We start from the raw sequence: 24,683 nt of genomic DNA, 5'->3' as shown, positions 1-24,683 counted from the left end.
CTCCATCCAACCAGCACGCTGCGGTGCTCTAGCTGCGAGGGCGGCGGGCATAGGCGGCCAGAAAGGTGCTGACGCCCTGTTCGGCATGGCGGCGCAGTTCCGGAGCTGGTGGTATCGCCGAATCACCCAGCAGCATCGCCTGGTTGAGCGGTGCGGACATGACGAGCCAATTGAACTGCGTCGCGGCCAGGTGCGGATCTTCGGTGTCAAGGAGACCGCGGTCGGTGAACTCCTTGAACGCTGCGGCCAGAGCCGCGATCGCGCGTTGAGGCCCATGGTCATGCAGTGCCTTGGCGAGTTCCGGGAAGCGGCTGACTTCGCCGATGACGAGCCGACGCAGTTGCATGATCCGAGGTGTCAGCACGACGGTGAGTTGCCGGAGCGCGTATTCGACCAGGTAATCGGAGAGTTGGTCGATGTCGGCGATCTCCGGCTGGTCATGGCGGTGGACGGTATCGCCGGCCGCGTTCGTCATCGTGGTGACGATCTCGATGAATAGGGCGTCTTTGCTGCCGAAGTGCTTGTAGACGGTCTGCTTGGAGACGTGGGACATCGCGGCGATCTCGTCCATGTTGGTGCCGAGGTAGCCGCGCGTGAGGAACACGTCCTCGGCTGCCGCGAGGATCGCTCGTCGCTTGCCGGCCGAGCGGTCGGGCATATCGGCGTCCGTTGTGGTGCGGGGTTCGACCACGGTGCTTCATCCCTCTTCGACGTCCGGATGTGCCGCGCGAGTCGGCATGCGCAGCATTGACGTTCAGTACTGTACAGTCTAGTCTCATACGCGAGTACTGGACGGTCTAGTTCTATTCCAAGGAGCACCGCTATGCACCTGCAATTCGCCGAGCTTCCGGTCTTCGACCAGGACCGTGCCAAGAGCTTCTACACCGAGAAGCTTGGCTGCCGTGTGGTCTTCGATGAGCCGATGGGTGACGACGGATGGCGATGGATCGAGGTCGGCTTCGCAGACGCACGGACCACTCTGCACTTCGTGCCGCGTCCGGATGACAAACCATCGCCGGAGCCGGTGCTGGCGCTGGTCGATGACGACGTCGAGGGCACGATAGCAGCGCTGAAGGCCAAGAACGTGGAGATCGTCGCGGAGCCGCACCGGCCACCGTGGGATCCGAACCGCGTCGGCGCGGCCTTTCGGGACAGCGAGGGCAACGAGATCGCCGTCACCAGCGGTTGATCGTCGGTCACCGCTCAACGTCCAACACATACGGAAAGGAACACTATGGCCCTCCCAGCGCAGGCGTCCGTCCTGCACCTGCCCGGTGTCCGCCTTCACTATGAGGTCAGGGGTGCGGGGCCGCTGCTGGTGGTCATTCCTGGCGGACCGCAGGATGCCGGGGTCTTCGCGGATCTGGCCCGCCATCTCGCCGACCGCTACACCGTCGTCGCCTATGACCCACGCGGAAACTCGCGCAGCGTGCTCGACGGAGAACCGCTGGATCAACGGGTCGAGCAACATGCCGACGACGCCGCACAGCTGATCGACGCGCTGGATGCCGGGCCGGCACACGTCTTCGGGACCAGCGGAGGAGCACAGATAGCGCTCGACCTGTCCGCCCGCTATCCCGACAAGGTGCGGACGGTCGTGGCCCACGAGCCGCCCTGCGTGATGATGCTCGAGGATCCGTCGGAGGCGCTGACGCACGGACGCGACGTCTACGACACCTACCGGCGCGACGGGGTCGAGGCGGCCATGCAGAAGTTCTTCGCCGACAACGCGTTGGACGGCGGCGGACAGCCCGACGACGCCTTCGACGACGAGGCTCGGCCCGACGTCGCAGCCGAACCGGCCGCCCCGAGCCCGGAGGAGCTGGAGACGTTCGAACGGGTCAGCGGCAACTTCGAGTACTTCCTGGCACACGGCATGATTCCGCTGTCGACGTACGAGCCCGACGTCGGGACGCTGCGCGACGACGCCCGGGTCACGGTCGCGATCGGTGAGCTGTCCGCCGGCCTGCCCATCGAGGAGATGGGGCTCGCGCTGGCCAAGCGACTCGACCGGGAGCCAGTGCTCTTTCCCGGCGACCACGTCGGCTTCGGCGCACACGCTGAGGCCTTCGCGGCGGCGCTGCACGGCGTGCTCGACCGACGGTGAGAACCAGGAACGAGCATGCATTGTGGTCGCTGGAGTGACCGGAGTGCATGCTCGCTCCCGGGAAAGTGTAGGACGGATCAGCCGTCGGTGACCTTACGGGCGGCGAGTTCGCCGAACGTGGCCATCGTCGCGTTCGAGCGTGCTCCATCATCCGTCACACGCTTGTCCACCAGCACCGCCTGCCCGATGAACGGCTCCAGGATGCCGGACATGCGGATCGGCGCGGCGATGATCAGCTGGAATCCGAACTCGTCGAACGCGGCCAGCGCCTGCTGGCTGAACGCTTCGTCGGACTTGCTGAACGCCTCGTCGAGCATCAGCGGCGCGAAGTGCGGCCGCCCATCCGAGTCGGGGTCGGCAAGGTTATAGCTCAGCGCCGCCGCCAGGCAGAACGCGACCAGCTTCTCCTGCTCGCCGCCCGAATTCGACGCCGTGTTCCGGTACGTGGCGACGACGTTCTCCTCCGCGTCGCTCTCCACGCCATAGAAGAAGTAGCTGGTGCGGACGTCCAGCACGCTGGTCCGCCACCGGCGCGATTCGGCGTCGTCGCCGGTGAACCGGGTCATCAGCTCACGCACCCGGCGGAACTGAGCGAGCAGCTTCTCCGGATCGCGCCGCGCCGCCGGTGCGTCGCGGAGCAGCGCATCGACCTTGCGGCGGAACTCCTTGACCTCGGCCGGCGGGTTGGCTTTGTAGGCGATCTGCAGGTGCGTGCCCGGGTTGAACTCGACCCGGGACAGCCCGGTGTTCACCATGGCGATCCGGTTCTCGATCTCCCCGGCCGCGTTCTCCACCGCACGCTGCAGCACGCTGATCGATGGGACCATGTCCTCGCTGATCATCTGCTGGAAGCGGCCCATCGCATGCGGCAGGCGCCGACGCACGATGTCGGCGTGGAGCGCTGCGAAGTCGGCGCCGGAGCGGTCGACGTCGCCGGTGGCGTCCGGCGCCGAATCGGGCCACTCCTCGATGAACCGGTCGATGGCCGACTTCACCCGAGCGTGGGCGTACCGGCGCTCGGCCTCGGCGGCATCTCGGCGACGCTCGAGCTCCTTGCGGAACGCGACCCGCAGCTGGGTGAAGTTCTCCGGGGTGACCGGGGCCTCGACTCCGGCGAACACCTCGTCGAGATAGCTTCGGTGTTCCTCGTTCTCCAGCGTGTGCGGTTTGGCGGACTCCCGCTCGTACGTCTCCACCAGCGTGTTCTGCCGGACGCTGTTGGCACTGAGCTTGTTGCGCAGTTCGGAGCAGGCGTCTGACACGGACTGCCAGCGTTCCTCGGCCGCGGCGCGCTCTTCCTCGATCCGCTGGAGGTCGACGTTGTCCGCCTTCAGCTGCTCGATACGTTCCGCGTACGACGCGGCCGCCGCCGCGCTGGTCCAATGGTCGAGTTGCGACCAGCCGGTGTAGTTCGCCAGCTGTGTCGCGGCGTCGACCACCGCCTCCAGCTCGCGATGGCGGCGATCCAGGTCGTCCGCGTCGGCGCGGGTGCGCTCCTCGGCGGCGGCCAGGGCGCTGACCTCGCTTTCCAATGCGGCCAGCTTGGCCGTGACGCTGCCGCCCAGAATGAACGAGGCCGGGTTGGCGGTCTCCGACCGGTCATCCTTGCGGTAGTGGCTGCCGGGCAGCTTCACGGTCCCGCGCAGGGTCACCGCCATCCGGTGCTGCTCCAGCTCCTCGGCGCTCTCCACGCAGGCGTGGTCGAACCGGTCGGCCAGCTGTTCGGCCAGCCACGGACCGCACGGATGATCCCAGTCGACGGTCAGCTTGGCGGCCAGCGTCTCCCGCCCCGGCGTGGCCGGCGCACCCGAGACGGCCGTCACCACGCTGTACTCGACGACGCCGCGCATGTCGTTGCCGTCGATGAAGGCCTGCACGGCTTTCTGATGCCGCTTCGGCACCAGCAGCCGCAGGCCGAACGAGCGCAGCACCTTCTCCGCCGCCGGGCGCCACCGCTCCTCCCCGTCGGCGATGTCGATCAGCTCGGCGGCATACGGCAATTCGGCCACCGGAACACCGGCGCCGTCGGCGATCAGCTCCCGCCGCCGCGCCGCATGGTTCGGAATCAGCGACTCGGTGGACCGCAGCGTGGTCAGCTCGGCCGCCTTGGCCTGGTGCTGCTTGCGCGCGTCCCCGGCCGCGGCGAAGATCGCATGCCGCTGCGGCTCCAGCTCCTGCTGGTCGGCGCGGGCCTGCTCCAGCACCTGAGGCAGCCGTTCCCGCAGAGCGGCGAACTCTTCTTCGGTTGCCGGCGTGGCCTCGCCGAGCCGATCCACGAGCGCGCTGTAGGTGCGGTAGGTACGCTCGCGCGACGCCGCCTCGCTGTTGGCGGCCTCCAGCCGCAGTTTCAGGTCCTCCAGGGCCTGCCCTTCGCGGCGCAGCTGCTCGTCGAGCGAGACGTAGGCCGCCTTGGCCTCCTCGTACTGCCGATCGCGCTCCCCGAGGTCGGTGTCGAGCGCCTTCTTTTCCCGCTCCAGCTCGTCCAGGGCGTCCTGCAAGGCATGGACGTGTGCGCCGCGCAGGTAGGTCTCCATCGCCTCACCCAGCAGCGTCTCGGCGAGGCTGTGGGTGCGGCCGGACACACGGTACGTCTCCCAGTTCGGCGGCAGGTCGCGCAGCACGCGTTCCTGTGCGTGGGCGCGACGGGCCGTCTCGTACGCCTCGTTGAGCGGGGTGAACGCGTCGAGCATCTTCTGCGCGGCGCCGAACGTCTCCGGTTCGTCCAGCATGTTGCCGCGGATGAACAGGTTCAGGTCGCCGACGTTCTTCATCGCCTTCGCCTTGCCGAGCAAGGACAGCGCGGTCTTGGATCCGCCGAGACCGATGCGTTTGGTCAGTTCCCGCATGTACGCGGTCTGGCTCTCCGGATAGTGCGCCGGGTACGTGGCCTTCAGCCAGCGGGTGTCGAAGTTGCGCTGCGCCCACTCCTCCATCAGTTTGAGGTTGAAGTGGCCGTGGTGCAACTGGTGCATGGTCTTCAGCGACGACCCGTCGGTCTCCGCCCCGGTGAACCACTTCACGACGACGGCCGTGGTGATCGAGTCGACGCCGTCCGCGTAGGTGGCGGCGATCGCCGACCAGGTGGGTTTGCCGCCGCGCAGGTAACGCACCTGAGACTGCGCGTGCTCGTCGTTCGTCTCCGACCAGGCACCGCGGACGTAGTCGGCGACGCTGCGGGTGGCCTGCTTGGCGCCCCGGACGTTCAGGTCCGCCGAGGCGTTGAACCGCTGGTCATGGGTGGGGAGCAGCACCGCCGAGTGGGCGTCCATCAGCGATGACTTGCCCGAGCCCGACGGCCCGGTGAACAGGACGCCCCGCTCGTCGATGGGGAAGTCCTTGTAGCCGCTGAACGTGCCCCAGTTGATCACCTGCAGCCGGATCAGCCGGAACTGGCCCAGGTAGATCGTGCGGGCTCCGACATCGGTGCCGGTCATCGCCCGTCGCCCCCTTCGTCGTCGCCGGTTTCGTCGTCGTCGGCGAATCCGTCGGCGGTGGTGAGTCCGTCGGCGTCAGCGAATCCGTCGTCGCCGTTCGTCGCGGAGCCCGGCTCGTCGTCGGGTGCAACGTCACCGAACGGGACGTCGCTGATCGGCGCGTCGTCGTCGGCCGGTGCCTCACCGCGAGCGATGGCCTGGTAGCGCCGGGTGAGTGCTTCCACTCGCTCCGCGGTCAGCAGCGACGTGATCACCCCGTAGACAAGGTAGCGGTCGGTGCCCTTGACCGGCTTGATGATGGCGGCGTCGTCCAGCGATTTGATCGCGGCGACCACCTTCTTCTGGAACGCCGCCTCGTCCGTGTCATCGGCGCGCTTGTACGCCATCATGTGGTCGATCATGTCCGCCGTCTCCACCACCGGGTTGTCCGGCGACGCCAGATACTGCTGATAGAGATAGAGCGCCAAGGTGCTGGCTGCCAGGCTGAGCGTCTTGGCGCGCAGAATCGTGCGGCTGTGCGGGCTCGGGTCGTCGGCCTGGCGGGTGAAGGCGTACCGGTGCTCATGGTTGATCTCGAGCAGCAGACCCAGCTCGGACAGACGGCTGCGTAGCTTCTTCTCGTGCTGCAGCATCACCGCCCAGTGCCGGCCGCTGCCCGAGATGTGCGGAGCGGCGACCAGCTCCTGCAGCGTCCAGCACACCTCGGGTGGCAGCTCGCTGGTGTCGCCGTCGAACCGGGGCTCGTGATCGCCGGCGCCGACGCGCGTACCGGGGGTGTCTTCGGCGCTCTCGTCGAAGACCTCCGTCGGGTCCAGAGTGGCCGCCGGGATCGCACTCTCCTCCGAGAACAACCCGTCGGCGTCGGCGGGGATGATGTCGGTGGCGTCTGGTGTCTCAGGCATCGACGGTGTCTTCCACGAGGCTGGCTTCGAGCAACAGCGGCTGCTTGCTCAGGGTGCGGTGGTGCTCGACGGCGATCGTCGAGTCGGGGACGGGTTCGGCGAACGTGATGGCCGGCAGGGTGATCTCCCGGGCGCCATGGCTGGTGTAGGCGACCGTAGTCACCCGGACCTCGGGGTCGACGTCGCCATGGCGGGTGGCCAGGGACCACAGGCCGATCACGTCGCCGGTGCGCGGCCGGTCGATGCGCTCGAGCACGTGCGGCAGCGTCGCCCGCCCTGCGTCGTCGGCGACCGCGTCCAACGCTGCGTTCACCGCCGAGCGCAGAGCCGCCCAGTCGATGGATTCCTGCCCGACGAGCGAGGCCGGGTCGACGGTGAACTCATCGGCGCCGTCGGCGAGCGAGTCGGGCGGGTCACCCGCCCCCTCGGAGAGCCGCAGCCGCCCGACGGACGACGTGTCCGCACCGCTCATCGGGACGGCGAAGCCGATGTCCCGGCCGCCGTGCGTGTGCTGGAACGCCTCGGCCGCGGCTGCCTGTGCCTCGCTGACCAGCGTGCGCATGCTGCGGTAGTGCAATGCGTCGCCGCCGCGGACGAAGTTGTTCATCCGGCGGAACGCCACGGCGCGAGCGTCCTCGACCTCCTGCACCCGGTTCCACATCGCGTCGATGAACCCGGACAGCGACTCGGCGATGTCCGGCGGCAGCGAGTGGACGTGCGAGATGACCTCCGCGATGTCGGACTCCAGCTGTGCGCGCTGCGACGGTGTGGCGATCAGGGTGGCGAACGCGCGGAACGCCTGTCCCTCGGCCGACTCCGAGATGACGTCATGGCCCTCGAACATCCGATCCAGCGACTCGGCGAACGCGGCCGGGTCGTCGGCCAGGCTCTGCCGGATCAGTGAGGTGGTGTTGGCCTGCATCTGCTCCCCGTAGCGGGCGATGTCCGACGGGATCCTCTCGGTCAGCTGGGTCAGGGCGGTGACCTTGTCCACCAGTTCGCGCTGGTCCACGGCCGGGGCCTCGCCACTGTCCAGCGCTTCGCGCTGCGCGACCAACATGGCGATCTGCTCGTCCAGCGCCTGCCGGCGGGCCTGTGGATCCGGATTGGCATCGGAGGCGATCTGGCGCATCTCGGCCATCACCATCGAGAGCGCGGACTCGGTGGCCAGCGAGGTCTGTCGGCGCAGGTTCCGCATCTGCCGGACCGCCTGGCTGGCGCCGGAGGTCAGCTGGTAGCGCTCCAGCCGCGTCTCCGGGTCGATGCTCCGATGCACCCACCCCTTCTTCGTCCACCGCGTGAGCAGGGCGTCCGCGTCCGGCGCGGGCCCGAAGACGGGATCGTCATCGGAAGGTACATAGCTGCGCAACGGCCCGGCGAGGTCTGCCTCGATCCTTCCGGTCAGGGTCTCCCCGTCGACGATCTGCCCGTCGCCCAGGTGCGCCGCCATCAGCGCCAGGTGGAGGAGCGCGTCGTTCGAGCGCAGCAGGGACATCGTCACGTCGGCGGCGGCGTTGGCGCGGAACTCGTGCCACAGGTGCTCGGCGCTCCGGTCAGTCCCCCTCACGCTGGGACACGATAATCCATCACCCGCTCCACACACGATTCGAACGCGCATCCCCGACGTCCGGCCTCGGACACGCCGACTTCTTGAGTCTGGGTAGCGTTTGGCGTGCTTCAGCGGGCTCCAAGCGTCACGTACGCTCAGGAAGCGAGAGGTGACACCGGTTAGATCCAGCCGTGGCGTCGGGCGATCTGCACCGCTTCGTGCCGATTCGCTGCACCCAGCTTCTGGCCGGCGGAGGAAAGATGGTTGCGCACGGTGCCCGGAGCGAGCGCCAACCGGGCGGCGATCTCCTCCACTGGGGTTCCGTCGGCTGCCACCTCCAGGATGTCCGCCTCGCGGGCGGAGAGCGGGCTGTCACCCGCGCTGATCGCATCCGCGGCCAAGTCCGGGTCGATGTAGCGGCCCCCGCCGTGTACGGTGCGCACCACATCCGCCATCTTCTCCGCCGGCACCGTCTTGGGCAGGAAGCCGCGCACCCCGGTGCTCAACGCCCGACGCAGGTGGCCCGGACGGCCGTGGCCGGTGACGATGATCACCTGGCACTCCGGCACCTCGGTGCGCAGAGCCTCCGCGACGGCGATCCCGTCCAGCCCCGGCATCTGCAGGTCGAGAACGGCGACGTCCGGGCGGTGCTTGCGTGCCATCGCCAGCGCCTCGTCGCCCGATGCCGCCTCTGCGACCAGCGCCAGGTCGTCTTCCAGCGCCAGCAGCGCCGCCAGCGCGCCGCGGATCAGGTGCTCGTCGTCGGCGAGCATGAACCGGATGGTCATGGCTGCTCCTGCTCATCCACCGGGAGCGTCGTGGTCAGCCGGTAGGTACCGTCCGGCCGGGTCCCGGCACCCAGCGTCCCGCCGGCGGCCTGGACGCGTTCGCGCAGGCCGACGAGGCCGTTGCCGGGCGCGCCGGCGGAGCTGTCGCGTACGCGGTCGTTCTCCATGGTGAGCATGACGGTACCGCCGTCGCGGCCGAGCGTGATGACGCAGCGCGTGGCGTCGCTGTGCCGGAGGACGTTCGTCGTGCCCTCGCGCACCACCCAGGCCAGCGTCGACTGCACGTCCGGCGGCAGATGCTCGGCGGCACCCGTGATGGTGCACCGCACGCCGGCGGCCTCCAGGACCGCGCGCGAGCCCGCCAACTCGGTGTCCAGATCGGTGGCGCGATAGCCGCGGACCACGTCGCGCACCTCCTTCAGCGAACTCTCCGCGAGCCGTCGGACCTCCTCCGCCTGACGCGCCGCTTCGTCCGGGTCGCGCTCGATCAGCTTGCCCGTGAGCTGGCTCTTCAGGGCTACCACGGACAGGTTGCGGCCGAGCACGTCATGCAGATCCCGGGCGAAACGCAGCCGTTCCTCGGCGACGGCGAGCCGGGCCTCCGTCTCCCGTGATCGATCCAGCTCCCACAGGACCTTGGAGATCCACACGAACGTCGGAAAGGTCGATGCGAAGAACGCTGCGACGAAGGCCCAGATGACGGCGACGGTCGGCGCGGCCCCACCACTCGGCACGTGCCCGCCCGTCCAGCCGATGCCGAGCAGAGCGGCGAGACCCGCGAGAGCCAGCCACCGGCCGTCGCGGGCGGGCATCCCCGCGGCGAGCGGACCGCCGTAGAAGACCAACAGCACCGCGAGCGCCATATAGCCGAGATCCGGCGTGTCCGGGTCGGAGAGCTCCAGATACTCCCGCCACACCTGGACCATCGCCACTCCGGCGAGCGTGACCACCCCGGCGACGACGCGCAGCAGGTCTGGCCGGGGAGCGGCCCCGAGGCGGTACCGCATGCTCGCGCGCAGCAACAGGAGGCAGGCGATCGCGTGCAGCGCGCTCAGTCCGAGCATGGAGATCAAGACGTGTGACGGGGCGTCCACGGAGACTTGCCCGATGAGTGCGAGGGCGAGGACCGGCTCGATGACGATCAAGCCGTACATGCTGACCCGGTTGTACAGATCGACCCGACGTGGACCGCTACGCGTGAACTCCATGCCGTCAGTCCTCGATCCGTTGTGCACTGCGCTGGACATTATGCCTGTGGCCCCGTCCTGATGCCTGCGGAACCGGCATCGGGGCGGTCAGGTTCGCGGTTCCCAGCGGAACCAGCGCCGCACGGCGTACACGCCGAGGTAGATCCAGACCAGCAGTACGGCCGATGGGGCCAGGGCCTCACTGAACGTCCCGGTGAAATCGGCAGCAGCAGCGGTCCCGTCCGTTCCCTCCAGCCCCAGCTGGATCAACTCGACGACGGGCGTCAGCGGCAACAGCCGAGCGGCGTCGCCCAGCATGTCCGGGTAGGTGTCCAACGGAACCATCATCCCGGACAGCACCATCGAGACCAGAACCAGCGGAAGCGTGCTCACCTGCGCCGACTCGACGGTGCGGGTGAATGCGGTGCTGGCCGCTGCGAGCAGGACGAAGACGGCAGCCCCACCGAGAACGCCCACCACGACGAGGATCGGGTTGACCGGCACGCCCAGATCCAGCAGCGCGGCGGACGCCACGGCCACCAAGATCACCTGAACCATGCCGATCAACAGGGCGGGAACCGCGGTTCCGGCGAGGATCTCGAAGTCCGTCGCCTCGCTCGTGCGCAGACGTTTCAGCACCAGTTCCTCGCGACGAGCGACGTAGGACGAGACCAGGTTGTAGTAGACCACGAACAGCAGCACGAAGCCGGTCATGGCGACGGTGATGAACGAGCCGAGTTCCATCCGTTCGCCGACGGCGTCGTCGGAGGTGGCGTAGGTGAAGACCACGAGGAGTGCCGGCATGGCCAACGCGGTCACCATGGCCATCGTGTTCCGGGTCAGAAGACGCACTTCGGCGCGGCTCATCGCACGGATCCGCCGGCCGGCGGCGCGGACGGCGGCGAAGGCGCTGGAGCTGGGGCTGGGAGTGGGGGTCGAGGTGGGGGTGTGGCTCTGGTTCGGGGTGGTCATGCGGTGATCTCCTCGCGGTGCTCGCCGGATGCCACGGCGAGAAAGGCCTGCTCCAGGGATCCGGATCGGACGTTCAGACCGGTGAGTGCGATGCCGCGCTCGTTGGCCCAGCCGAGCAGGTCGGTCAAGGTCTGCTGGACCTCGTCCGTGTGCACGGTGACGCGCCGGCCGGTGGTGTGGAACTGGGCGTTCAGCGGCGGCAACTGCACGCGCGGGGAGACGGCGCCGTCGTCCGCACGGAGCAGGGCGTCGTCGAGCTCGAACGAGATCCGCGCCGGGTGGGCGGCCGCGATCTCGGCGGCGGTGCCGCTCGTGACGATCCGGCCCGCGTCCATGATGGCGATCCGGTCGGCCAGTTCCTCGGCCTCCTCCAGATAGTGCGTGGTCAGCACGATGGTGGTGCCGTCGTCGAGCAGGCCGCGGATGAGCTCCCAGGCGGCCCGCCGGCTCTGCGGATCGAGCCCCGTGGTCGGCTCGTCGAGGAAGAGCACGTCCGGGCGTCCCATCAGGGCCAACGCCAGGTCCAGGCGTCGTCGTTCGCCTCCGGAGAGGGCACGGATCTTCACGTCCGTGCGGGAGCCGAGGTCTACCACCTCCAGCGCCTCGGAGATCGGGCGGTGGTCGGCCATCATCCCGGCCCACATCATGGCCATCTCCGCCACGGTCAGGTCGGAGGGGAAACCGCCCTCCTGCAGCATGATCCCGATCCGCGGACGGACGTCGGCCCGGTCGATGTACGGGTCCCTGCCGAGCACGGCCACCGAGCCCGCACCTGCAGGAGCGAGCCCTTCGATCATTTCGAGCGTGGAGGTCTTGCCGGCCCCGTTGGTGCCGAGAAGTGCGAACAGCTCGCCCTTGTGAACCGTGAAGGACACGCCGCGCACCGCCTCGAAACCGTCGTCGGTGCCGCCGTAGCGCCGACGCAACCCGTCGACGTCGATGATGGTCTCTGTCATACGTCCACGATCGCCCGGCGACCCAGCGTTCGACCGTTGACCACGTCACCGGATCGCGTGGGTCCTTCAGGAGTGCACCGTGACATGCGTCATGGGTCGGAAGACGCGGAGCATGCCGACAGCCACGTAAACCAGGTGCGTCGGGGGCCAGGCCCGGGGTACCGTCGTGGGCATGGCACACCACCAGCATCTGACGACGACGCCGGGCACTCTGACCCGGCGTGGCTGCGGTGTGACCTGACGTTTCTCTCACCCACGAGCCCAGGGGCCAGAGGTCCCGAGGTTCCGTTGAGGCGGGCCGTCGTGGGTCTGGTCTTCGGGCTCCATACCTGCGAAGGAGCCCACCATCATGTCGATCGACCACCGCGAGCTGGGCCGCTCGCTTGACCTGTTCGCCACCCACCCCGATGTCGGTTCAGGGTTGCCACTGTGGCTGCCGGACGGCGCCGTCATCCGTGCGGAGCTGGAGAGGTTCGCCGCCGAGCAGGCGGCCCGTGCCGGTAGCCAGCACGTCTACACCCCGGTGCTGGCCAAACGTGCGCTGTTCGAGCGCTCCGGCCACTGGGGCAAGTTCGCCGACGACATGTTCCCGCCGATGCGCGTCGGCGGTGAGGAATTCGTCCTGCGGCCGGCCAACTGCCCGCACCATGCCCTGGTCTACGCGTCGCAGCAGCGCAGCTACCGAGACCTGCCGGTACGCCTGTCCGAGCTTGCCCCGATGTTCCGCAGCGAGCTGTCCGGGGTATTGGGCGGGCTGTCCCGGGTACGTCAGATCAACCTGGACGACACCCACGTCTTCTGCGCGCCGGAGCAGATCGCCGACGAAGTCGAGTCGGCGCTGCGCCAGATCCGTCACGTCTACGACGTGCTCGGCATCGAGGTCGCCTACCTGCGGCTGTCGCGCCGCGGCGAGGCAGGGAAGTATCTGGGAGACGCGGCGCTGTGGGAGCGCTGCGAGGAGATGCTGCGGGACGCGCTGGCGGCCGTCGGCGCCGAGTACGTCGAAGCCCCGGGTGAGGCCGCCTTCTACGGGCCGAAGATCGACATCGAGGTAAGGGACTCGGCTGGGCGGGAGGAGTCGCTGTCGACCGTCCAGCTCGACTTCAACCAACCTGAGCGATTCGATCTACGCTATGTGGCCGCCGACGGAAGCAGCCGACAGCCGGTGATGATCCATCGTGGGGTCATGTCGGCGATGGAGCGGCTGGTCGCGCACCTGATCGAGCTGTACGACGGGGCGTTCCCGGTCTGGCTGGCGCCGGTGCAGCTGGCGATTCTTCCGGTCGGAGAGGCGCATGCGGCCGTCGCGGGGAAGATCTACGACGACGCGGTGGCGGCGGGGCTGCGGGCTGACGTCGTCGGCGCCGAGGCCACCGTTGCGCAGCGGATCCGGCGGGCACATGAGCGGCGGGTGCCGTACGTCGCGGTGGTGGGTGATCGCGAGGTCGACGCCGGCCAGGTGGCGTTGCGGCTACGCGATGGGCGGCGACGCAACAATGTGGATATCGGGGTGCTGCTGGGCGAGCTCAGCCGGGTCAGCCGCGAGCGCTCACGCGACCTCGGGTTCTCCGGCTGACTGGGCGGCGCCTGTCAGGCGTCGCGACACTCCGCGGCCAGGTCGCGGTAGCCCGATTCCTCGAGCGCGCGCTGCGCCGAGTCCACGGCTTCGGACGCGGTGGCCCAGTCGCGCTCGATCGCGTCGGCCGTCGGGGAGCGGTCAGCCGGTGGAGGGCCTGACGAGCGGAAGGCCGTCGGGAACACCGCTCTCGATGAGCGTGAGCAGGGCGGCCGTGTCCAGGTGCTGCGCGACGGCGTCGGCGAGGTGGTCCAGCATCAGCTCGCGCTGGGCGGCGAATCCGGGTGCCGCCGCCGACGGCCGCCAGCCGTGACCGATCGTTTCGGCGACCTCGGTCAGCCAGGCACGGCGGAACCCGTCGTTCTCGAACGCACCGTGCCAGGTGGTTCCCCACACACTGCCGGCCCGGAAGCCGTCGAGGAACTCCTCATAGGATCCGGTGGAGTGTGCGCTCCCGCCCACACGTGGACGGAGGCCATCAGCGTCGGCGCGTGTCATGCGCGCCGGGTCGTCGTGGAGCGTGGCGATGCCGTGGTGGATCTCGTAGGCGTGCACGTCGTGGCCGCGCCATGACCCGAGCGGACGGCCGAGCATCTTGGCGGCGCCGAACGTCACCTCGGTGGGGAGTAGCCCGAGCCCATCCACGGTCTGTCCCGACTCGATGGGGTCGACGATGCGCTGGGCGAGCATCTGGTAGCCGCCGCAGATGCCGAGAACCGGGCGTCCGCCGTCCGCACGTGCGGCGACGGCATGGTCCAGCCCGCGTCGTCGCATCCAGTCCAGGTCGGCCACGGTGGCGCGGCTTCCGGGAAGGACCACCAGGTCGGCCGCGGCGACGACGTCGGGATCGGCCGTCAGCGTCACGGTCACGCCGGGTTCGCACGCCAGCGCGTCGACGTCGGTGGCGTTGGACACTCGCGGAAACCGCACCACGGCGACGGACAGGGTCTGCCTCGAGCCGTTGCGTCCGGCGGGGTGTGCGCCGTGACCCGCACACTGCGGGTCGTCGCCGTGGGCACCGGCCGCCCAGCCGCCGACGGCGAGTGCGTCCTCGGAGTCGATCCACACCCCGTCCAGCCACGGCAGCACGCCGAGCACCGGACGCCCGGTCAGCTCCGCGATCCGGTCCAGCCCGGGGCGGAGCACGTCGACGTCGCCGCGGAATTTGTTGACCACGAAGCCGACGAGAAGCCGTTGGTCCGCCGGCTCCAGCAGTGCGAGCGTGCCGTACATGGCGGCCAGCGAGCCGCCGCGGTCGACGTCGGCGACGACCACCACGGGCAGGTCCGCGTGCCTGGCCAGGCCCATGTTGACGTAGTCGCCCGCGCGGAGGTTGATCTCCGCCGGGCTGCCCGCGCCCTCACAGATGACCGCGTCGAACCGGCTGCGCAGGTCGGCCAGCGCCTCGAACGCGGCCTCGGCGAGCACCTGCCGGCCGCCCGCGTACTGGCCGGCACGGAGCGTCCCGTACGGCCGGCCGCGCAGCACGATGTGCGATGTGCGGTCGCTGCCCGGCTTGAGCAGCACCGGGTTCATCGCAGCCTCCGGCACCACTCCGGCCGCCATCGCCTGCACCCACTGCGCCCGGCCGATCTCCGAGCCGTCCGGGCACACCATCGAGTTGTTCGACATGTTCTGCGCCTTGTAGGGCGCCACGCGCACGCCTTGGCGGGCGAGCCAACGGCAGATGCCTGCGGTCACCAGGCTCTTCCCGGCGTCCGACGTGGTCCCGGCCACCAGCAGACCACCCCGGCGCGCGTTCATCGACGCCTCCCGTTCCTCATGGCTGCCTGCCGACGCCTCCCGCGAAGCTGCGGCATGGTGTGTTGAGTGCTCGCCCATGGTGCGGTGGTTGCTCGTCGGCGTGTCCGTTTTGTCTGGATCGTGGCGTCACTCAGCGCACCATGCGCGAGCCGGTCTCGACGGCGAACGAGCGTGCCGACCGCAAGCCTGGCCGCGACGACCGTGGCCAGGGTGCCGACCTGCACGGCGCGGGAGAGCCGCACCGCTCGTGGGATGTCCTCCACTGTGGTCTCAGGGCCGGAGCCGAGCAGTGGCCGCTCGTCGACCCCGTACGGGTAAACCGTCCGTCCACCGAGCCGTCGGCCGAGCGCACCGGCGAATGCCGCCTCCACCACGCCGGCATTCGGGCTCGGATGCCGACGGGCGTCGTCGCGCCACGCGCGCAGGGCATCGGCGGGACGGCCGCCGACGAGCGGTGCCGACGCGGCGGTCAGCAGGCCGGAGAGGCGGGCGGGCAGGAGATTGGCGGCGTCGTCCAGCCGCGCCGAGGCCCAGCCGAAGTTGCGATGACGTGCACTCTTGTGGCCGACCATCGCGTCCAGCGTGTTGACCGCGCGGTATGCGACCAGGCCGGGGAGTCCGCCGACGGCACCCCACACGAGCGGGGCGACCACGGCGTCGGATGTGTTCTCGGCGACGGATTCCACCGTGGCGCGGGCCAGCCCGTCGGCGTCGAGGCTCGCCGGGTCACGTCCGCACAGGTGCGGCAGCCGGCGTCGGGCAGCGTCGATGTCGCCGTCGTCGAGCGATCGGCCGAGGAGCGCGGCCTCCCGGGTCAGGCTCTTGCCGCCGAGGACTGCCCAGGTGGCGGCGCCGACCGTCGTCGTTCGGATCAGTGGGCGCACGGGAGCCGAGCCGGGTCGGCGGCTGCCGCCGGCGCACATCCGGTCCAGGAGTGCGGCCGCGAGCGCCGGCGCACCGACTGCGACACCCGTGTAGAGGGCGCCGCGTACCTTCGAGTCCGTCCACCAGCGGCGTTCAAGGCGGTCGGCCACGTGTCCGAAGCCGGCCACGGGATGCCCGCGGCGTGGGTCTCCGACGATCGCGTCGGCGATCGCACCGGCGGCCAGGCCGGTCGTCGTCGCCCAGGTCACTGTTCTCCTGTCGGGTCGGGTCCGTTGGGGGTCGCCGTCGCCAGCGCACCACCAGGGTTTCTCGTGCCGTACCACCTCTGCAGGCCTGTTGGGGCACGAAGAAACCTACTTCACATGATCATTTAGGCCGGGGGTTTTGGGGTGGGGTGGTGGGATGTGGCATTGTTCCATCTTGGTGGGCGATGTCGTGCCGGCGCCCGGCGGGGGTCGGCGAGGACACGTTCACCGAGGTCTTCCGCGTTCGGGGAAAGCCGGTCCGAGTCCGGCGCTGTCCCGCAACCGTAGACCGCCCGCGTGCTCGACGATGCGGGTGGTGAGCCGGAACGCCCGGCGTGGAAGCGGCTCGAAGCTCGTCGAGGACTGCGGGTGGGCCGGGAGGGACCACGTGCACATCGGTGCCCCTTTCCGTCTTGACTTCACAAGTCCGCTGGCCGGAAGGGAAGTGGTGTCGATGGAGAAGGTCCTGGTGCTGGGCGGCGCGCGTTCGGGGAAGTCGACGTTCGCCGAGAACTGGGTGCGTTCGCTCGCCGAGCCGGGCGTGGTCACCTACGTCGCGACCTCCCGGCCGGCCCCCGACGACGCGGAATGGGCCGAACGCATCCGCCGGCACCGGGAGCGGCGCCCGGCGTCCTGGCAGACGCGCGAGACCACCGACGTCGCCGCCGTGCTCCGCGCCGCGACCGGCACGGTGATCGTCGACTGCCTGACCCTGTGGTTGACCACGGTGCTCGACGACGCGGGTGCCTGGGATGACGACGACGCTGTGGCCGGCCCCGCAGCCGGTGCGGCCGATGCCGACGCCGGTGCGGCCGCTGCCCTGGATCCGGCGGTGGAGGTCGCGGTCGACGCGGCGGTCGCGGAGCTCGTGGACGCGTGGCGCTCGTCGTCGGCGACGATCGTGGCGGTGAGCAACGAGGTGGGCTGGAGCGTCGTCCCCGCGACCCCGTCCGGCCGGCTCTTCCGAGACCTGCTCGGCACGCTCAACCAGCGATTCGCCGCGGAAGCGGACCGCGCTGTGCTGTGTGTCGCCGGCCGGGCGCTGGAATTGCCGGGGCGGACGCCGTGGCCGGACGCGGCGTCGGGGCACGCGGCGGCGACCGTGGTGGACGGTGGCCAGACGGGTGCCGGGCGGGCCGAAGCGACGCCGGGGACACCGGCGCCGATCGATCGAGACGTCGAACGGCACGCCCGCGAGAAGGTCGATGGCCTGGCCAAACCGCCCGGCTCGCTGGGCCGGCTGGAGGAGATCGGCATCTGGCTCGCCGCCCGGCAGGGCACATACCCGCCACGCACACCGTCCCGCATCGGCGTGACGGTCATCGGGGGCGACCATGGCGTGGCCACGCAGGCGTCGGCATATCCACCGGCGGTGACCGGGGCGATGGTCCGCACCGTGCACGCCGGACGTGCCGGGATCAGCGCGCTGGCGGCCGCGCACGGCGCCACGGTCCGCGTCCGCGACCTGGGTGTCGACGCGGAACTGGAGGATCTCCCGGCCGAGATCACCGAGCACAAGGTATGCCGCGGAACCGGGCGGATCGACTCCGAGGACGCGCTGACGATCGACCAGGCGCGGGCGGCTATCGCGGCGGGGCGTGCGCTGGCCGCCGAGGAGCTGGCCACGGATGGTCGGGCCGCCGAGGAGCTGCGCGCACCGGGACGTCCGGCGGCAGACCTGCTCGTCGTCGGGGACCTCGGGATCGGCAACACCACCGTCGCCGCGACGTTGATCGGTGCGATCACCGGCCTGGACGCGCGGAAGGTCACCGGCCGCGGCACCGGCGTCGATGACGCCGGCCTGGCACGCAAGACGGCGATCGTGGCGGCCGCGATCGAGCGGGCGACGGCGGTCCGCGACGATCCGGAAGCGCTGCTGGCGACGGTCGGCGGTGCGGACTTCGGCGCGATGGCGGGGTTCCTCGCCGCGGCGGCCGAGCACGGCGTGCCGGTGCTGCTGGATGGCGTCGTCGTGACGGCGGCCGCGCTGGTCGCGGAGTTGATCACGCCAGGCGCCGCCGCGTGGTGGCTGGCCGGGCATCGCTCCGTCGAACCCGCGCACGACGCCGCGCTCGACCGTCTGGGCCTGGAGCCGATCGTCGATCTGCGGATGCGGCTGGGCGAAGGCACGGGCGCGCTGGCGGCGCTGCCCACGGTGCGGTCGGCGGTGGCGATCTGCACCGGTATGGCCGCCCTGAACGACCTCGACCTTGGCTGAAACCGGCCGGTCGCCGACGCTCATACGAACGAGTCGGGCCAGACGGCCGACATTACCGGTAATGGCTTGCGCGGTGCTGATACGTCAGTAAATATCGGCGTGTGGTGGGTGCTCCCATGGAGGGGGTGCGTGCGGCGGTCCTTGGTTCGAAACTGCGAGTGCCTCGCACGCCGGGAGTGGCTGTCCACCGAAGTCGGCTCTTGCGGGCCATGGCGGCCGAAGAGGCCCAGGGCTCCGCCGTCTTCGTGCTCTCCGCACCGCCCGGTGCCGGCAAGACGATGCTGATGACGCAGCGCTGCCAGGAGTTCGATGCTCGCGGTATCCCGGTGGCGTGGCTCTCACTCGATACCGAGGACAATGACCCGTACACCTTGTGGTCCGGCGTCCTCGCGGCGTGCGCGGCGGCGGTCGGCAGTCGGCAACGGCAGGTGCAGCGCGCACTCGCCTCGATGCGTCCGCTCGGCGGCGAGGTCGACAAGGGCTTTCTGCGCACCTTCTATGCGGCGATCGAACCACTGCCGGACGGGTTGCTGCTGGTCCTGGACGATCTGCACGAGGTGGTGTCCCACTCCGCGTTGGCCGGACTCGGGCGGCTGCTCAAGACGTTGCCGCGCGGGCTGAGGGTCATGCTCGGCTGCCGGCGAGATCCCGCCCTGCCGATCCCGCGGATGATCCTGGATGGATCCGCGACGGAGATCCGGGCTGCCGACTTGGCCTTCGCCGATGACGAGGCGCGGGAGCTGCTTCAGGGCCACGGCATCCAGCTGGCCGACGATGACCTCGCCATGCTGCTGGAGCGGACGGAAGGCTGGGCGGCAGGCCTGAGGCTGGCGACACTGTCGCTCGCTCAACGAGAAGACAAGCGCGGCTACATCGCGACCTTCGCCGGTGAGGACCGTCCGGTCAGTGACTACCTGGTATCCGAGGTGCTGGCGCAGCAGCCGGCCGACATCGAGGCGTTCCTGCTCGACACGGCCGTGGCTGAGTGGTTGCTCCCGGAACTGGCCGGAGCCCTGTCGGGCCGTCCCGATGCGGGCGCCGTACTGCGCCGGCTCACCCGGGACAACATCCTGGTGACCGGGCAAGACGTCGCCGCCAGGTCATACCGCTACCATGCGTTGCTGCGCAGCTATCTCCTGGCGGAGCTCGACCGGCGAGACGTGACGGCGCGGCCCCGGCTGCACCGGGTGGCGGCGGACTGGTTCGCCCACCACGACATGCCGTCGATGGCGCTCGACCATGCCGTCGACGCCGAGGACTGGGATCTGGTGGCAGAGCTGCTGGACCGCGAAGGGTTGCGGTTGCTGATGGCGGGCGAGGGCGCGAGCCTGACATCGAAGCTCGACATGCTGCCGGCGGAGGTGCTGGCTCGGCCTGTGGTGGGGCTGCTCGCCGTGATCTGCGCCGCGCAGAGCGGAGATCTGGCTCGTGCCGGAGATCACTTCGACACGGTCGGCCGCGATCCATACCGGCACGCCGACGCGCGGCTGCGCAGACTTCACATGGCCGCCGTCCTCTGCGAAGCACGGCTGCGTGGGGTGCGCACACCCGCGGTGATGGACGCTCTCAACACGATCAGTGCGCCCATGGACGGCGTGCGTGACCGGCCGTTGGAGCTGTTCGCGCTGGCCAATAGCGGCATGCTCCGGACGTCGATGGGTGACGTCGATAGGGCGGAGGCCGATCTCTCCGCCGCGCTGGGGTTGGCCCGTGAGCTCGGCTGCGACTTCCTGGCGCTGGACTGCCTGGCGCATCTGGCCGGGAGCGCCGCGAGCCGACAGGACTTCGGGACCGCATCCGCATGGTCGGCTGAGGCCTTGAAGCTCGCCGCGGACCGTGGCTGGCGTTCGTCCAGCCGGATGTTGCCTGCGTACCTGGTGGCAGCCTGGGCGGCCTGGCAGATGCACGACATGGCCGCAGCCGCGGAGTACCTCGCGCTCGCGGCGGCGATCGACGCCGACGTGGAGCCGGAGGTGGTGTTCGCCACCAGGCTGTTGCGGGCGTTCGTGGAGTTCGTGGAGTCCCAGGATCGCCGCGCCGTCCTGACCCGGCTGAGGTCGATGTGGGCGGACGCCGAGCCGACGTGGCTCGCCCCGTTCGCCGTCTGTTCCTACTGCCTGACCGAGGTTCAGATGGCGCTGGCGATCGCGGACTCAGGATGGGCGGCGCAGGCCGCGGCGCGAGCGAGGCGCCTGGTCGGGAAGAGGGGCGATGTCCTGGTGATGGACGCGTTGATCCACGCACACAACGGTGCGGAAGGGCCGGCCCGGCAGGCGCTCGCATCCGTGCTCGCGGGCGAGGCACCCTGCCAGGTACGCAGTTCGGAGATCGCGGCCTGGCTCTTGGAGGCTCAGATCGCCGATGGGAGCGGCCAGCCCGCGCGTGCCTACGAGGCCTTGCGGCGTTCGATCGACCTGGCCGCGCCGGGCCGCGCCATCCGCGACGTGGCCAGCGCGTCGGATCGGGTGCGCGCACTGTTGATCCACAATCTGGGTCGCTTCGGGGGCCACGACGGCTTCGTCGCGGAGGTTCTCGACGTGACGCACCGCGCCGTCGGCGGAGCTGACGCGACGGGCGGGGCGGCCCGAGACACCCTGACCGCACGCGAGCTGGAACTCCTGCGGGACCTACCGTCGATGCTGACGCTGGAGGAGATCGCGAGCGCACGCGTGGTCAGTGTGAACACGGTGAAGTCACACCTACGAGCGCTGTACAGAAAGCTGGGCGTGAACAGCCGGCGAGAGGCGGTCGAGTGCGGGCGAGGGCTGGGACTGCTGTAGCGCGTCGCCACGGCCGGCATTTCTCACCCCTTTCGGGTGGTGACCGCTGACCGTGGCGACGGCAGTCTGGTTACCGGCGCTATGCCCCATCGCGCCACCATCCGGCCACTCCCACCATGGTCTGCGTGGTGGGAGTGGTCGTGGCCGGGGCAAGAGGGTGCGCATTCACGGGGGAGCGCACCTTCTTGCCTTCGGCGAGGACCATGGCGACACGCATGGTGCCGCACCGGCCCGATTACGGTGGGTCCGTGCGATGGACGGCATTCCGGCATGAGTGACCCGTGGCGACTGGCGGTCGGGACCTTGACGACCGTCCCCGTGCGAGCACCGACCCAGGTGACGCGGCGGACGGCGGGGGCGGCGATGTTGCTCGCGCCCGTGGCCGGGCTGCTGCTGGCGGTGCCTGCCGGCGTCGTCCTGTGGGCCGCGCTGGCGTTGGGTCTCGGTTCCGTGGTGGCCGCCGCGCTGGCGGTCGCGGCGTTACGGCTCGGCGACCGCGCCCTGCACCTGGATGGGCTGGCTGACACCGCCGACGGCTTGGCCGCGTCGTATGACCGGGAACGTGCGCTCGCGGTGATGCGAACCGGCGACGTGGGGCCGGCCGGAGCGGTCGCACTGGTGCTGGCGCTGCTGGTGCAGGTCGGGGCCGCTGCCCGGCTGGCCGAGCTGACCGTCGGCGCGGACGGCCCGGCAGCCGCCGCGGGTGCCCTTGACGGCGGCACCGTCGGCGCCGCGGTGACCGTGATGGCCGGCGTCGTCGTCTCTCGCGCGATGCTGGCGGTGGCATGCCTGCGAGGCGTGCCTTCGGCCCGGCCGGACGGGCTGGGCGCGGCGATGGCCGGGTCGGTGCGGTGGGCGGCAGCCCTGGTGATGCTCACGGCTGTCGCGGGCGTCCTGGCTGGGGTGCTGGCCGTGCTGCCGGACGCTGCACCGTGGTGGTCGGCACCGTCGGCGGTGGCGGCAGCCGTGCTGGTGACCGCCGTCGTCCTGCGTCGATGTGTCCGGCGGATCGGCGGCATGACCGGTGACGTCCTGGGCGCCGTCGTGGAGGTGTCGCTCGCCGCGGCGTTGGTCGCGTTCGCGGCTGCCGCGGCGTCCTGACGTGCCGGTTCAGGCTCTCGACAGCAGTTCTGTGCGGAGATCGGGCGGCAGCTTCTCCGTCGCGTGGCGGAGCGTCACCCGGCTGACCGCGTCCGTGTGTGCACGCAGGAAGTCGACGAGCCGGTCCTGGTCGACCCGGCCGACCTCTCGTAGGGCGGTGCCGACTGACTTGTGGATCAACTCCTCCGGGTCCTGCAAGAGGATCTCGGCGATGCGCAGGGCGTCGTCGATCTCGCCGTGCCGCACGAACCAGAACGTCGCCGTGATGGCGGTGCGCCGTTCCCACACGTCGGATGAGCGGGCGAGCACGTACAACGGGTCGCGTGGCTTGTCGAGCAGGTACCAGCCGACGACGCGTGGGGCGGCGCGGTCCACGAAGTCCCAGCTGTCGATCCGGTCGTGCCGGCGCATGTACATCTCGTAGAGCGCACGGCGGTCGTCGTCGGTGATTCCCTTGCGGCGCGCCTTGAAGTCCAGGATGCTCATCGCACCCATCCGCGCTTCGTAGTACGGCGAGTCGAGCAGCTTGTCGACCTCGGTCAGCGGCATCGCGGTGAACCGGGCGGCCGTGTCGAAGGTGTGCTTCATCCGGACACCGATGACGTTGGTGCCGTCGTCGCCGCGGTAGTGCCGACGGATCTTCTCGCGTTCTTGGTCGGACTGCAGCCCTCGGAGAGTCTCGAGGAACGCCTGTGCGGTCAACTCCATCACCAGAGCATCTCACCGGCGGATCAGAGCGTCTCACCGGATGCGAATCTGAGCATCGCGCCCGACTCGGCGAGCGGTCCGGCGTCCCTGATCCTCGCCGAATGACGGGCTCACGACGGCCGGTCCGCCCCAGGACCGAGTTCAGCGAGGACGTCGGTGTGCACGCTCAACGCGTCGCCGTCGAACAGCACGAACCGGATGCGTTCCACCGATCGGAGGGTGGGTGCGACGTCCAGTACCGTTCGCATCGCGATCTCCGTCGCCGCGCGCAGCGGATAACCGAAGGCGCCGGTGGAGATGGCCGGGAACGCCACGGACCGCACCTCGTGCTCGTCGGCGATCCGCAGCGCTTCGCGGTAACAGCTGGCCAGCAGCTCGTCGCTGGGTTCGTCGACGCCGTAGACGGGGCCGAGGCAGTGCAGCACGTGCGGGTTCGGGAGATTGTGACCGCCGGTGATCACACACTGCCCGGGTCGGATCGGGGCGAACGGCCGGCACTCCTCCGCCAAGCCGGGGCCGGCGGCGCGGTGGATGGCGCCGGCGACTCCGCCCCCCGGCAGCAGCTGCGCATTCGCGGCGTTGGTGACCGCGTCGATGTCCGTCTGCTTGGTGATGTCGCCGCGGGTCAGTTCGATCGTCACGCCGCCGACGCGGTACTCGTGCATCGATGTCATCGGACCACCGCGCCGGCCGTCGTCATCTGGGACAGGGCGCGCTCGCCGTCGCCGGGTTGAAGGTCGACCGGGCGGGTGGCGTCGGCGATGACCGTCGACGCAAAGCCGAGCCGTTGCGCGTCCAGCACCGTCTCCTTGACGCAGACGTCCTGCGCCAATCCCACCACCACGACCTGGTTCACCTGCCGGGCATGGAGGATGCCCTCGAGCTCGGTGCGCGCTTCGGCGCCGCTCTCCGGGTCGCGGACACTGAAGCCCGAGTACCCGTCCTCTCCGCCGGTGCCCTTGCGAACCACCGGGCCGTCGACGACACGCAGCGCGGGATGCAGCTGCGCACCCCAGGTGTCGCGGACGCAGTGCGTCGGCCAGGTCCCGCCGTCCTTCTCGAAATGCGGCGTGGACGGCGGATGCCAGTCCTGGGTGTAGACGACGAGTGCGCCCGCCTGCGTGGCGGCGTCGATCTCCCGATTGATCGCCTCGATGGCTTCGTCGCCGCCGGAGACGTACAGGTTGCCGTCCGGATCGGCGAAGTCGTTCTGCACATCGACGACGACTAACGCGGTTTGCGAGTCATAGGTCATCGCATCGGTCATGATCGCCCCTCTACGCCAAGAATGGTCGCTCTCCTGCCAGTAGACCTCTGGAACGGTCCTGGGTTCAACGAGAAAATGCGGCATGACCGAGTCAGACGACATGGGCTCGGTGACGAGCGACGAACGACGGCGGCCAGCCGATCGAACAGCGGATGTCGGAGCGGGCCGTCGTCGACGATCTCCGTCAACGGCGGCCCGCCTTGTCCCAATAGAAGGTGGGTCCCCTTACCCGCCCTCACCGTAG

The 24,683-nt window shown here is 69.9% G+C and carries 19 protein-coding genes; 6 read left to right on the top strand and 13 right to left on the bottom strand.

The features are described from left to right. Positions 1–28: 28 nt before the first annotated feature. Positions 29–658, bottom strand: coding sequence for a TetR/AcrR family transcriptional regulator (locus tag G1H10_RS00255; RefSeq protein ID WP_163731990.1), 630 nt, complete (start codon positions 656–658; stop codon positions 29–31). 165 nt (positions 659–823) lie between these two features. Between G1H10_RS00255 and G1H10_RS00250 the strand changes: the two genes are divergently transcribed. Continuing rightward, entirely contained in the window at positions 824–1,189 is a 366-nt protein-coding gene (locus G1H10_RS00250; RefSeq protein WP_163731016.1) for a VOC family protein, read from the top strand. 45 nt (positions 1,190–1,234) lie between these two features. Further along, a complete protein-coding gene (locus G1H10_RS00245) occupies positions 1,235–2,107 on the top strand; it encodes an alpha/beta fold hydrolase (RefSeq protein WP_163731013.1) in 873 nt (290 codons plus the stop codon). A gap of 77 nt (positions 2,108–2,184) precedes the next feature. On the opposite strand, the gene G1H10_RS00240 is transcribed toward G1H10_RS00245, so the two are convergent. The 7 genes from G1H10_RS00240 to G1H10_RS00210 form a co-directional block, all read right to left on the bottom strand. Next, positions 2,185–5,541 carry an ATP-binding protein gene (locus G1H10_RS00240; protein ID WP_163731010.1) on the bottom strand — a complete coding sequence of 1,119 codons (3,357 nt, stop codon included), beginning with the start codon at positions 5,539–5,541 and terminating at the stop codon, positions 2,185–2,187. Continuing rightward, positions 5,538–6,443: a DUF4194 domain-containing protein gene (locus G1H10_RS00235; RefSeq protein WP_163731007.1), complete on the bottom strand. Its 906-nt coding sequence runs from the start codon at positions 6,441–6,443 to the stop codon at positions 5,538–5,540. The genes G1H10_RS00240 and G1H10_RS00235 overlap by 4 nt, the downstream gene beginning before the upstream one ends. Continuing rightward, complete coding sequence (locus G1H10_RS00230; protein WP_163731004.1) at positions 6,436–8,010, bottom strand: DUF3375 family protein; 1,575 nt, start codon at positions 8,008–8,010, stop codon at positions 6,436–6,438. The genes G1H10_RS00235 and G1H10_RS00230 overlap by 8 nt, the downstream gene beginning before the upstream one ends. Positions 8,011–8,171: 161 nt before the next feature. Continuing rightward, a complete protein-coding gene (locus G1H10_RS00225) occupies positions 8,172–8,780 on the bottom strand; it encodes a response regulator transcription factor (protein WP_163731003.1) in 609 nt (202 codons plus the stop codon). Further along, positions 8,777–9,988 carry a sensor histidine kinase gene (locus tag G1H10_RS00220; protein WP_163731000.1) on the bottom strand — a complete coding sequence of 404 codons (1,212 nt, stop codon included), beginning with the start codon at positions 9,986–9,988 and terminating at the stop codon, positions 8,777–8,779. Before G1H10_RS00220 ends, G1H10_RS00225 begins: the two co-directional genes overlap by 4 nt. An 87-nt stretch (positions 9,989–10,075) precedes the next feature. Next, positions 10,076–10,939, bottom strand: coding sequence for an ABC transporter permease (locus G1H10_RS00215; RefSeq protein WP_163730997.1), 864 nt, complete (start codon positions 10,937–10,939; stop codon positions 10,076–10,078). Further along, a complete protein-coding gene (locus tag G1H10_RS00210; protein WP_163730994.1) occupies positions 10,936–11,895 on the bottom strand; it encodes an ABC transporter ATP-binding protein in 960 nt (319 codons plus the stop codon). Before G1H10_RS00210 ends, G1H10_RS00215 begins: the two co-directional genes overlap by 4 nt. A gap of 349 nt (positions 11,896–12,244) precedes the next feature. Here G1H10_RS00210 and thrS point away from each other — a divergent pair, with 349 nt between their 5' ends. Further along, positions 12,245–13,471 (top strand): threonine--tRNA ligase, encoded by a 1,227-nt coding sequence (gene thrS / locus G1H10_RS00205; protein ID WP_163730991.1) that lies wholly within the window; start codon positions 12,245–12,247, stop codon positions 13,469–13,471. 141 nt (positions 13,472–13,612) lie between these two features. Here thrS and G1H10_RS00200 read toward each other — a convergent pair whose 3' ends face one another. Further along, the gene (locus G1H10_RS00200) at positions 13,613–15,235 is read right to left on the bottom strand and encodes a cobyric acid synthase (RefSeq protein ID WP_163730989.1); all 1,623 of its coding nucleotides are present in this window, start codon (positions 15,233–15,235) and stop codon (positions 13,613–13,615) included. Next, on the bottom strand, positions 15,232–16,368 hold the full coding sequence (locus G1H10_RS00195) for a cobalamin biosynthesis protein (protein WP_163730986.1): 1,137 nt from the start codon (positions 16,366–16,368) through the stop codon (positions 15,232–15,234). Before G1H10_RS00195 ends, G1H10_RS00200 begins: the two co-directional genes overlap by 4 nt. Positions 16,369–16,681: 313 nt before the next feature. Between G1H10_RS00195 and cobT the strand changes: the two genes are divergently transcribed. The 3 genes from cobT (at position 16,682) to G1H10_RS00180 (ending at position 22,464) form a co-directional block, all read left to right on the top strand. After that, the gene (cobT, locus tag G1H10_RS00190) at positions 16,682–18,583 is read left to right on the top strand and encodes a nicotinate-nucleotide--dimethylbenzimidazole phosphoribosyltransferase (RefSeq protein WP_216852744.1); all 1,902 of its coding nucleotides are present in this window, start codon (positions 16,682–16,684) and stop codon (positions 18,581–18,583) included. Between the two features lie 209 nt (positions 18,584–18,792). Further along, positions 18,793–21,363, top strand: coding sequence for a winged helix-turn-helix domain-containing protein (locus G1H10_RS00185; protein ID WP_163730984.1), 2,571 nt, complete (start codon positions 18,793–18,795; stop codon positions 21,361–21,363). Between the two features lie 270 nt (positions 21,364–21,633). Continuing rightward, the gene (locus tag G1H10_RS00180) at positions 21,634–22,464 is read left to right on the top strand and encodes an adenosylcobinamide-GDP ribazoletransferase (protein WP_174263947.1); all 831 of its coding nucleotides are present in this window, start codon (positions 21,634–21,636) and stop codon (positions 22,462–22,464) included. A gap of 9 nt (positions 22,465–22,473) precedes the next feature. On the opposite strand, the gene G1H10_RS00175 is transcribed toward G1H10_RS00180, so the two are convergent. From G1H10_RS00175 to G1H10_RS00165, 3 genes are all read right to left on the bottom strand, one after another. Next, a complete protein-coding gene (locus tag G1H10_RS00175; protein ID WP_174263946.1) occupies positions 22,474–23,172 on the bottom strand; it encodes a DNA alkylation repair protein in 699 nt (232 codons plus the stop codon). 110 nt (positions 23,173–23,282) lie between these two features. Next, positions 23,283–23,846, bottom strand: a complete 564-nt coding sequence (locus tag G1H10_RS00170; protein WP_246219019.1) for a macro domain-containing protein — start codon at positions 23,844–23,846, stop codon at positions 23,283–23,285. After that, positions 23,843–24,439, bottom strand: coding sequence for an isochorismatase family protein (locus G1H10_RS00165; RefSeq protein ID WP_216852743.1), 597 nt, complete (start codon positions 24,437–24,439; stop codon positions 23,843–23,845). Before G1H10_RS00165 ends, G1H10_RS00170 begins: the two co-directional genes overlap by 4 nt. Positions 24,440–24,683 lie beyond the last annotated feature (244 nt).

The sequence above is a fragment of the Phytoactinopolyspora halotolerans genome (genome assembly GCF_010550675.1).
GTDB classification, from domain to species: domain Bacteria; phylum Actinomycetota; class Actinomycetes; order Jiangellales; family Jiangellaceae; genus Phytoactinopolyspora; species Phytoactinopolyspora halotolerans.
Note: the sequence above shows the minus strand (reverse complement) of the source record. Positions and strands in the feature narration are given on the sequence as shown.